Here is a 12,695-nt window from a genome sequence, read left to right as displayed (position 1 = left end):
ATTTTAGCTCACGGCTATATTTGGACATAAAAAGACCCCCAATAATTGGTGTCCAACTATTGGGGGTCAGTTCATTATACGGTGGCTTTTTATTAATAGTGGTTACTAAAAATTAACCATACTTATTAATGAATGCGATAACATTCTTGTTACTCAGTAATTCGATCTTGTCGATAGTCAGTACGCAATAGCGGTAGTTTTTGTTTTTGAAGGTAATGTTCGACTTTTCTTCTGTTGGTTCTGAAAACTTCCATATTTCAAATCCGATGTTCTTCATAAGTTCCAATGCACTTGGGTTCTTAATGATCATGGAATACTTTTTAATCTTAGTATTTCTTGCAAGAAGCTTCATATCGGAAATTAGGTTCGCAATAGATTGTTCGCGCTTCTCAGAGTGACCGCTAACCACAATGTAATTTAAGTTCTGGTTAGAATCTAAAGAGCAAGCTTGCTTAATATGTAGATGCTTATTTTGGTATTGCTCGAACACCTCTTCGTTGAAGAAAAAACCTAGGCTATGACTAACAATATCGCCATTTACATCGACCATTTTTCTGCCATGCGCCTTTTTTTCACTGCAATAGAGAAACAGATCGATAGTATCAAGGGCTGAAGGATCCATCTTTGTATATTGCGAAATCAGCTTTATTCTATCTATTACTGCTTTGTCATTCTGATCTGTCATTAGTGGCATGATCTGACAGTCGCAGCCTTCTTCTATTTCCCCTTTAGTGATAGACGATATTCGGCTTTGAAACGAAAAGAACCTCTCACGAAGGAAGTCTTCAAGTAGTGCACTGTCTTCGTTATCTTCTGAATCAAAGGATTTCAACGTTGTATACAAGTCCAGACCAAGGCAGTCCAATAGCTTTAGGGCTTTGTAATTACTTGGCTTTACTTTGCTATTTTCCCATCGATTTATCGTTACGACATCTACAGAGCTGAATTCATCATCTAAGTGATTAATGTATGCCGCAAAATCCTTTTGCGTTAACTTCAATTTCTTGCGCGCGTCGCGCAGTAATTGCGGAAATTTCTTCATGGTAGAATATTCATCTTTGATTAGTGACATTACGTTCCGATTCGTCAGGTAGTCTATTTTATCAATCGTTAATATACAGTAGCTATAATGTTTATTTTTGAATGTGATATTACATTTTTTAGCAGAAGGTTCTGAAAATTTAAATACTTCAAACCCCACGCCCTTCAAGAGTTTCATCATATTGGGATCTTTTACTAAAACAGAATATTTTTTAATGTTTTTGTTCTGAGAAAGTAACTTTATATCTGAAACTATATGCTCAATAACATGATCTTTTGTCTCTGAGTGTGAGCTTATATTAAAATAATTTATGCTTTTGCTTGAATTTAAAGAGCAGGCTATTCTTAGATCTAGCTCTTGAGTTTTTAATGTCTCAAATTGATGGTCTTCAAAGAAAAAGCCTACGTTGTGACTCACAATGTCGCCATCAACATTGATCAACTTGTGACCATGTGCTTTTTTCTCACAGTAGTAGAGATATAAATCAATTTGGTCCAGTGGCGAAATATCAACTTTTGTGAATTTAGAAAGTAGTTTGATTCTGTCGATAACGCCAGTGTCACACGGCTCTGACATTAAAGGCAGTGACTTAAAGTTGCGTTTGCCTTGTTGTTGATTCAGGCCTGATAGAGCTGAAATTCTACTTTGAAATGAGCCATAGGATTCGTTTAAAAACAGTTCGATTAACGTGTCTTTTTGTTCGGACTTAAAGCTCTTTATTGTCTCAAACAAATCTCCGCCAAGGTACTGTAAGATCTTGAGTGCTTTGTATGTACTAGGCTTTACCTTACTGTTTTCCCAACGATTTATCGTTACGACGTCAACCGCATTAAACTCGTCGTCCAGCTGATTTAAGTAGGTTGCAAACTCTGTTTGCGTAAATTGAAGTTCCTTTCTGAAGTTACGTAACAACTGTGAAAACTCACTCATTAAAACATTAACCTTCTGATAATTAACTCAATGTCTTGATTCTAATTTAGACATCAGACTCTCTATTTAACATCTTCAGTAATTTGTTTTTTACGGATGTTAATTGTTCGGATTATTTGAACTGTATGTTGCGCATGTCCCTAACAGGCTGAGTGCCAAATTAGTGACGTCAAATCTATGGCTTTTTGCCTAGACGCTTGTCAATCTACTGTGAAGTGCGCGTTAATGTTCAGATACAATCTTGCCTTTTTCTTATCCATTCTGCTGTTTCCATTCGTCTCCTATGCGGGCACAACGGGTCTTGTTATGGATCTGTCTGTTGACAGTGCGTCTTACGACAACGACCAAGAGGTGGCTTATACGCTTGTTTTAACGAATGAGTCGGATAAAGCTATCGCTGAGTTGGACGTTAAAGATGAGCTGTTAAATATCTTAACGACAGATGATCAAGGAAATAATGTTAACGCGTTCTCGCAAGTTTCGACTCAAGCGCAATCCTCCTTCCTGTCATCTCCAGGTGATTACAGTCGCTTCGGAAACTTAGATGCATCAGGTGTGCGTATTGCGGCTGGTGGGTCGGTGACCTATATCATGGTCGCCACCGTTTCTGCCGACGCAGCTGGTACGATTGATAACGTCGCAAGTGCGAGCACGGGATTGTTGGATGCTGTTGAATCAAATACAGAATCCATTCAGCGTGGCGTGTATCAACATGATGTTGTTGTTTCGGTCGATAAGGCGAACTATCAACTCAATAACAAACTCACCTATAAGATTAAGGTTTCGAACACTGGCGATACGTTTATTCAGACGCTCGACGTTCAAGATGTCCTTTCAGACATAAAGGCACTCAATATTGAAGGGGCTTTGCAACAAGCCTTTACTGACAACGTTAACTCAGTCAGCAAGGTTGAAGGCAGCAAGAGCGAACCAGGCACCTTCGCCGAATCAGGGGACTTATCAGTAAGTGGTGCGTCGATTGATATTGGCGGGTCTGTGACTTACGAAATTCAAGCAACTGTTGCCGACAATTTAGTCGGCGACATTGTTAATGACGACATAACTGCTGAAACACGCGATGACTTGGTTACAGTTGATGAGGTTATCACTCCACCCACTGAGCCTAGTATCACCCTGACACATACCTTGAACCAATCGGATAACTACCTAGTCGACGATGAGTTTTCCTATACGGTCACGGTTGCTAACCAAACAAACACTGGTATCGCGTACCATTATTCTGTTCAGCAGTTTCTTGCGGATCTTGAAACCGATCTAGGTAACGATGTCAGCAACGAAAAGAACGCAACTGACAAGGTTGGTAATCCTTACGATTTTTGGACCAATGAAGTGACCTCAATCGGTTCTAATAGCCTTTCAGAACTCAATGCATCTGGAAAGGAGTCCAACAAGTCACTAGAAGACAAAGTGTCTATCTATCCCGGTGAGCAGATTGTTTATTCCGTTGTGGTGGACGTTAGCCCTGTGTCTATTGGTCAAATTCCCCAAGTTGCTGCCCGAGTGGTTGATGCTGATGGCCTCGCGGATTCTGGCGATGCTTTAGCTAATATTCTTGATTCTAAAGACGTTCTGACAACGTCATCAAGTCAAATTACACGTAATAAGAACACCACAGATACTACTTATGTCCCGGGGATAGCCGGTGATAACGAAGTGGTTTATGACATTGTTATTTCTAACAAGGACACAGAGTTTTTCGCCAACGATATTGAAGTTATCGATAAATTTGCTTGTATCGTGACAGAGCAAGCGGATGGCTCTAACGCTTCAGCATTTTCCGAGTGGAAGCTTGAAGTCGCTGATAGAAGTGGTGATGGATCGAATTATGGTTCATTTAATTACAATACTTGGACAACAAACGACATCAATTTGAAAGTCGACCTCGCACCTGAAGGCTACGTTCATTATAAGCTGACCGCAAAAGTAGCAGACACTAGTGTGGGTCAGATTGTTGATGATGGTACCGATGCGGGTTTGTGTTTAGGGGATAACTTAGGCGAGTCGGGCTCTGGCGTTCAAATGCCAAACTCGAAATTAAAAGTCCAAAAGGAAGTGGATTCTCGTTACTACTCAGCTGGCGGTACCCTGAACTACGACATCACGGTAGAGAATAACGGTGACGGCTACGCGATTGATGTACCGGTTTATGATGATTTAGTCTCTGTCATGACTCAGTCGATTAACGATACACCGACTAAAGCATATTTGAGCTGGGTTATTACTGCGAAATCCTATGCCTCTGACGGCTCAATTTCGACAAACAGTGATCCCGGCTTTACTGGTCAAATTGAAGGTAATCAAAGCAATAAACTTATCCTAGACGAGAAGGCTAAGTTGGCCCCACACGATAAGATTGTTTATAGCATTGCGGCGATCGTAAACCCCATTGCCGATGATGAAATCCGTAATGAAGTGACGGTCGACAGCGTGCTTTATTCCGACAGAGGCTCATACCCACGAGATTACTACTTAGTATTGGATAAGCGTGTTGATGGTCATAACGAACAAAACGCGTATACCGACACCACCAATACTGTCACTTATACGATCAGCATTACCAACCCAGCAGGGAACGGCTTCGCTTCTAACATCAATGTCAAAGATGAAATCAGCACCATAGAAGCTGAGCTCCTTCACGAGCCGGGTGAAACCAAGCCCGTGTTCTCATCGTGGACGATCAGTGCAGAAAGAGAGGCAGACTCTCCGTGGGTGAAAGCTGTGACTGACCCTGGATCGTTCTCGGATAACAATGATCTGGATGCCACCGCTCAGATCCCGCCAGGTGCCACGATTACTTATACCATTGTTGGGACACTCGATCGCACTGTAGACAGTGAGATTCTTTGGGGAGCATTCACCAATACCGCAACAGTGACGGGACCTGATACTAACTTATCGGATACGGTACGTACCTATCCTAGCGAACCGAATCTTGTAGTCGCTAAGACCGCTCAAAATACCGACTTTGTTGTAGGTGAGCGCGCTACATTCGATATTTATATCTATAATCGCGGCATTGGTTACGCGAATGACGCAACGGTACAAGATAGCATTTCAGCGCTTAATTTCTTTGATAGCTGGACAATTGTAGGTTCGACCAATACAGATAAACCGGGTTCTCGTTACGGTGACATTGCTAACGATACAGACATTGATACCGATGTTGATATCACTCCCGGAGGTTGGGTTCACTATGAGGTGAGCGGTATTGTTAAGTCTGACTATGAAGAAGAACAAGTATCGAACCGTGTTGATGTTTACGATCCTATTACAGACCGTGACCACAGCTCTTCCGCTCAAATAGATAACTCACACAGTACCTATGACATCAATGTTTCACTAGCTAAAACGACTGATGTTGTCCGTTACACACCGGGTGAAGACCTCACCTATACCATCGTTATTGGCAATAACAGCGACACTGATGAGACCGATCTTATCTTCATGGATCGCTTGAGTGAGATCACTACTACGCTAGCGAATGATAAAGATGGTGAAGTAGAAGATGTTCTTAATCAAAACCCGTTTGACTATTGGTCTGTTGATACTGGCTCTGGTTTCGGCCCTCAAACGACTGAAGATGTGGAGTTCCCAGTTTCAATTCCGGCCAAAGACTTTGTCACGGTGCGTATTAAGGCGCATGTCAAAGACAATGCGGTATCTAACGGTGTCGCTGACAGAGACGGCGGCATAATCCGCAACGAAGCAGTGCTGATTCATGACGATAATGCCGGTTGTACTGACGATTGTGAGTATGCGAAACGTGCCGTGGCTGAAAACCATCAAGTGCATAACAGTGGCGGCGTAGTTCGTACAACCAATATTAATCGTTACTCCCCGGGCGATCAGTTGACCTATACCATCAAGTACAACTCTCAAGATGGACACGGTTATCGAAATAACGTTGACGTTAACGAACTGATTAACGACATATCAGTGGAGCTACAAGATGGCAATTCAGGTAATCCATTTTTCGATGATTCGGTAGGTTCAAACAAGTTTACGGTGGCAGTTGCTAAGAGCGACCCTGCGAACGTGGGTACAACCGATGGTACCAAAGACGGTGATGTTGCGAACGATACTGACATCGTAACCTCGATTGATATCGATGCTGGCGAAGACGTGACTTACACAGTAACAGGTACAGTAAGACCGGATGCGGTCGGTGATATTCATTACCGAGATACTGTAGTGATTCCCGATGACTACCATTTAGATTTTGATAAAACCACCGATGAAGTGGTGTACGAGCCAGCTCAAACTGTGACCTATCACTTAGTGATTGAGAATGACGGCAAAGGTAACGCTCACGATATTCCAATCGTCGATAACCTGGAAGACGTTACGGTCAGCTTAGTGGATGGTAATACAGGGCCAGCGTATTCAGATTGGACCATCACATCGATCGCAACTGGAACCGATTCTGAGTATGTGGATGCGGGCGCAGGTGCTGGCAATGTTTACTCATCAACCAACAGTAACTTAAATGTTGAAGCCGATATTCCGATGGGCGCTAAGCTTGAGTATCAAGTTGTCGCGACCATCAATGACAAAGCTAATGGCGATGTGGTCAACGTTCTAACCGTCGATGGCGACACGATATCTCATGATATTCAGCAAGAAGCCCGTAAAGTCGATTTTGAAAAGAACATTCTGGCGTACTACGACACGGATGGTAATGAGCTGGTTGGCGCAACCAATTACATGCCAGGTGGCTACGTCGAATATGAAATCTTAATTGAGAACATTGCGAGCGCCCACGTTGATGATATGAGCTTGCGTGATGACATCGACCAAATTAACACTCAGTACTTTGATGGAACGCGTGGCCCTGCATTTGATAGCTGGACGATTGAAACATTCACTGATGGCTCAGGTATTTCCAACCCAGATGTTGATAACTCAATCCAAGATAATAAGCCGATTGATACTCACTTCGATATCTCGGCAGACAACTTTGGCCGAGCTGCATCGTCAGCGTTTGTCCGCTATGTCATAAAAGCCAAGATCAGTCCGAAAGCGGTAGGATCTTTTACTAATAAAGCTTTCATCGATGAAGACAATGGTAATGAACTGATCGCGGTATCACCACCATCAACGATGGCGGATCCTGAAGTCACGTTCTCTAAAAAAGCGTTTTATGATGCAGGCTTCTCTTCGCAAAAAACTGAATACTCTCAAGCTTCTGGTGAGAGTGAGGTTTATTACCGCGTTGAGATTAAGAATGCGGGTGATGGTATTGAATATGGTTCTCGCCTAGAAGATGCGATTTCGGAAATTCAAACTCGTATTGCAGAAGACAGCACAACTTCTGGTAGTGATCCTGCCGGCCAACCGTTCTTGGCTGGCTGGGAAGTTAGCTTAGATAAAACGGCGGCGACAGGCTCTATTACCGACGCGATTGACTTTGTTCCGGGCAATAACATCGATATTGATAATGAAATTGTTATCGCGCCTCAAGAAAGCCTAACGTTCACTATTCATGCTCACATTCGTGAAGATGCATTGGGTGACATTCAAAATAAAGCGACGTACGACGGTAGTGCTCGAACAGCGAATTTAATGCCGCTTGAAAATAATACCAGTGTTGAAAAACGTGTGGTGTCGATCAACGGCACCCCGTTCAGTGATGGTGATACCTATCTTCCGGGTGACGAAGTTGAGTATGAATTTGTAGTCACAAACCCTGAAAACGGTTGGGCGAATGATATTCAGATCAAAGACACGGTAAAGGATATTCAAGTTGAGGTTATTGGTGGAACAATGGAATCTGCCTTTGTTTCGGGCTATATCACTCATGAAGTCAGCAATGGTATTGATGCCAACATTGATACTTATGTACCAAGCTATAACACCAACGGCAACCTTGATATTGAAACCGATATTGCCGCGGGAGAAGTGCTGACCTTTAACTTAACAGGTATCGTTCGTGACGACGCCTTGGGTACGATTGATGCGAACCGAGTGACCGCAGGAAGTGACTCTGCAACATCGCAAGTGATCCCCCCTAAAGATGCTGAGCTCGATTACTTCAAAACCTTGGCTTATACCGATGGTGAATCGGCAGGGTGTTCTGTTCCTTCAATCGATGGCAGCGGTTGTACTTACGCACCACGTGGTGATGTTGAGTATCAAGTTACGTTAGAGAACACTGGCGATAGCATCGCAAATGACGTGAGTGTTATCGATGCGATTCACACCATCAAAACTGAAGATGGTGATGATGCGTTCTCTAGTTGGACAACGGCTATTGCGGTTGAACCTGTTGGCACTTACGACGTGCAAGGTAACTACAACGGCAGCGTACCATTGAATGCAACTGTCGATCTTCGTCCTGGTGAGCGTATTGTATTTGACGTGAAAGGCACCGTGTCGACTTCAGCGACAGGCACTATTACCAACACGGCGCAAGTGAACGGTGATAACACCAACGACATCGTACTTGATCCGGGGCGCTCGAATATCCTGATTGATAAATGGACGGATACGCCTGAGTACGTGCCGGGCGGTACTGTGAATTACTACATCGGCATCACCAACGACGATGTGGATTCTGGCCTGTTTTCGATTCGTGACATCATTAGTGGTTTTGAAGTCGAAACTGTCGATGGCTCAATGAAAACGGCACTGACAGAATGGACGGTTGATTACGATGTGCTTTATAACTCGGCGCCGTCAGACCCTGACGCTAATGATTTTTCAGAATTAGATAAGCTAGTTGGTCAAAACAGTCCAGACATCGATTTACCTGCCGAATCTATCAAGATGGCAGGGCGTGACGATGCCGGTACGGGTGGTGGTGATAAGTACACAGCTGTCCGTATTCACGTTCAAGGTAAGGTTCGTGATGACGCGATTGGGCGCTTTACCAATACGGCTTACCTTCGACATGGTTTGGACGATTCGAAGATTGCTCGCTTACGAGAAGGCTTTATCACGCCGAAGTCGGGTCAATTGGTGTTAACCAAAGAGACGACGCCAATTTCAGAACCTGATGCCAAATACCAACCGGGTCAACCAATCTCATACAAGATCACTGTGGCTAACACGGGTGAAGGTTACCTTGTGGATCAAGTTCTAACCGATCGTATCGACACCATCATGACAGAGGTGGCTAACAGCCCAGATCAAGAACAAGCGTTGACCGGTAATTGGGTCATTAGTGACGAACAGCTTGATGGCAGTGGCGATCCAGCACTGAACGCTCGCAAAGATGTAGTTAATAACGCGCAGGGTTATAGTGCGACTTACAGCATTCACCCGGGTGACAGTTATGCATTTGTCGTGACCAACACTGTTAATGATAAAGCCAAAGGCGAGATCACTAACGTCGTTAAAGTTGATAGCGACGACGGTGAGCACTCTGCAGACGCGACCTACATTCCAGAAGATGCGCAAGTTGAGATCACTAAAGACGTCGATAAAGCAGAGTACCTTCCGGGAGAGGCGCTTCAGTACACCGTGACCGTTAAGAATAACGGCTTAGGTTGGGCTGAAGGTGTTGCTATTGAAGATGCGCTGAAGTCGGTTGAAACCACGATCGCAGGCGGTACGACTGAGCAAGCTTTTGACCCTGCTTCAATCCAAATATCTGCGGTATCGACAACGGGTGAAACCCCAGTACCGGATGTAACCAGTGGTGAAGACCTTAATGAGACGCTCGATATTGCGCCTCAAGATAGCATTGTTTTCACGATTCAAGTGACGACTAATCCGTTGGCGACAGGCGATATCACTAACATCGCATCAGCGACCTTTGACGGCACAACATTTGATGACAGTGCTACCAGTACACCAGTGTTGGCGACGGTTTCGGTCAAGAAGACGGTTGATACGCCATCGTATGAAGTAACCAAGCTGATTAACTACGACATCACCGTAACCAACAGCTCTGATGCGTTTGCATCTGGTGTTCAACTTCAAGACATCATCAGTGACATTCAAGTCGACACGACTGCGGATAAACAAGAGTCGGCATTCCTACTATGGGAAGTGAGCTTTGACGCCTCGGATGATCGATCTGTTGTCACTCCAAAGACGTTCGACTTGAGTGAAGACATCGATGCGAGTATGGATGTTGCGCCACAGAGCACAGTAACCTTCCACGTTAAGGCGTTAATTCGCACGACAGCGATTGGTGATATCAGCAATACGGCCACCATCACTTACAACGGCGCCCCACAAGACTCTGTAGTGACTATCACACCGAAAGAGGCGGAGTTTGTTGCGACGAAAACCAACGTGCAAACCGAATATGAGCCGGGTGGTGAGCTTGAGTTCCTGATCACCATTGAAAACACCTCGAACAACTACATCAGTGACTTGAGTGTTGTTGATGATATGGAGTCGATTGAGGTCGCATACTACAACGGTTCGACAGGACCTGCTTTTGTGGCTGGTTCCACCTCTTTGGTTGTCGATTCAACCACAATAGGTACCACTACCGAGCAAGTTAGCCCGACGGAGTACAACGTAGATATCGCGCCGCACGGCACAGTTGTGTTCCGCTCAAAAGGCACCGTAGTCGATACCGCGACCGGACACATCATTAATACTGCGCAAGTAGACGGCGGCGATGTTATCAGTCCTCCAGTTCAAACAGTTGCGGCTGTGGTTCAAGCTGAGCTGTTTACCGATGCCCCGTATTACGTTCCAGGTGAGCAGGTTGAGTATCACTTAGTGGTGCAAAACATAGGCCGTGGTATAGCCAAAGATGTGGCGCTTTACACCCAGTTCTCTGAATCAATGGGTGATCATATTGATGGTGATTTTAGTAATGCGTTTGATAAATGGACACTAACGGCTACATCAGAAGGGGCTGAAACTCAACCGGGCACCTTTGCTAACGACAAAGACCTGTTCACCTTGGTCGACATCGCACCGGGCGGCAAGATTGATTACACGTTCACATTGACGGTCAACGAAGACATGCTGACTAATATCGATGTGCTTGGTTACTACCTCGATTTAACTGGTAGCCCAGCGATGCGCGCTCGTTCTAAGGGCATGTTAGCGTCTGAAACCTCTATGCAGGCAGTAGCAGACCAAGTATCTGCTTTGGATTTGCCGCCAGTGGGTGCTGATCTGGTTGTTGAAAAACGTTCAGATAAACCTGAATACACCGAAGATGATGACAGTGTCACTTATTACTTAGCCGTGACCAACAACGGTCAAGGTAACGCGGCCAATGTTCGTCTAACCGATGAGATCAGTGAGCTACAAAACAGCACTGCTAATAAAGTCTTTACCGATTGGACAATTGAAGGTGTGGAAGTCGACGACTCGGGCGTGGTTATTCAGCGTCATACTTTCCCGCCGAATAAAGACTTAGACACCACCGTTAACCTGAAATCCAACAAACGAAATGCTTACGCGTTTGAGGTCGTGGGTACATTAGGTAAAGGTTTAGATGACGACATCACCAATACCTTTACGGCGACTGAATCTGACGGTACTGAAACCAGCGACAGCGTAACTACTCACATCAAGAAGATTCCAGATAACTCTGGGGAGTTGGAGCTAACCAAGTCTGCGCTGCAAGATACCGCGCAAGTGGGTGATGCGGTTGAGTATGAGATCATCGTTGAGAACAACAATGAATCTTACTTTAAGAACGTGACTGTGGAAGACCGTTACCCAGGTGGTCTGAAATACATCGTGGATACATCAGAAGTTGTGCTAAGCGGCATTGATGGTGAGTTTGGTACAGAAGACGATCAGGTTATCTATCAAGAGCCATCAGACACGGGCAAGTTAATGTTCACATCGTTGAACTTTGATCCGGGCGAGAAGCTGCGTATTCGTTATTTATTACGTGTATCGGTAGGTGCCACCTTTGGTGATTACATCAACACAGCTGTCGCTAAAGTGGATGGGTTGGCGGTATCCAATGAAGACACAGCCAAAGTGACGGTTGAACCGGACAAGGTATTCGATACTTCTTCGATCATTGGCAAGGTTTTTGAAGATCACAACAAAGATGGATTCCAAGCTGATGCAACCGCGTTTGATGTTGAGCTAACTGCGAACTTAGCAACACAAGGCTACATCGCTGATTCGACGCACATCATCCGTGATGGTCTGGATGTCGCAATTCAAGATGGTGCGATAACCACTGCACTTGAGCAAGGCTTGGATCTTGGTGACCTTTGGGGTCATTCCGTGAACCGAACACTGCCAGAAACCAGCAAAGTGGTTATTCAATTTAAAACTCGCACACAGCAGAGCTTTGATTTCTACGTCACGACTGATGCGGGTTCTCGTATCGAGTTCGACGCACAAGGTCAGATTCAGTTTAAACATGAATCGGACAAGAAAAAGGGACTGAGCGCGGAAAACCTCAATGTAACCAGAAACCTATATCGCGATGGCGAGGATTACCTTTGGGAAATCGTTATCGAGAACAAAGGTATCTACGAAGATGGTATTCCGGGCGTTAAGTTGATGACGGTTGAGGGAATCGTTATTTACACAGACCAGTACGGTCGTTACCACGTGCCCGACCAATGGGTACTCAATAAGAAAGGTAAGAACTTCCTAGTGAAGTTGGACACTGATTCGCTCTCCACCTCCATGGAAGTGGTAAGCGAAAACCCGAAAGTGTTGCGAATTACCCCGAACAAGCTCACCAAGTTCAACTTTAGCGTTCATCGCAAAGACCAACAAAGTGAACAGAAGTAAGCCATTGGAACCGTATCTGGAA

At 44.7% G+C, this 12,695-nt stretch carries 2 protein-coding genes; one reads left to right on the top strand and one right to left on the bottom strand.

The window, feature by feature from the left end:
- Positions 1–112 precede the first annotated feature (112 nt).
- Positions 113–1,972: a helix-turn-helix transcriptional regulator gene (locus tag MSG38_RS22085; protein WP_248402627.1), complete on the bottom strand. Its 1,860-nt coding sequence runs from the start codon at positions 1,970–1,972 to the stop codon at positions 113–115.
- A gap of 306 nt (positions 1,973–2,278) precedes the next feature.
- Here MSG38_RS22085 and MSG38_RS22080 point away from each other — a divergent pair, with 306 nt between their 5' ends.
- On the top strand, positions 2,279–12,673 hold the full coding sequence (locus MSG38_RS22080) for a DUF11 domain-containing protein (protein WP_248402631.1): 10,395 nt from the start codon (positions 2,279–2,281) through the stop codon (positions 12,671–12,673).
- Positions 12,674–12,695 lie beyond the last annotated feature (22 nt).

The organism is Vibrio sp. 1CM24A (genome assembly GCF_023161725.1).
Classification (GTDB): domain Bacteria; phylum Pseudomonadota; class Gammaproteobacteria; order Enterobacterales; family Vibrionaceae; genus Vibrio; species Vibrio coralliirubri.
This window is presented reverse-complemented; position numbering and strand designations above follow the sequence as displayed.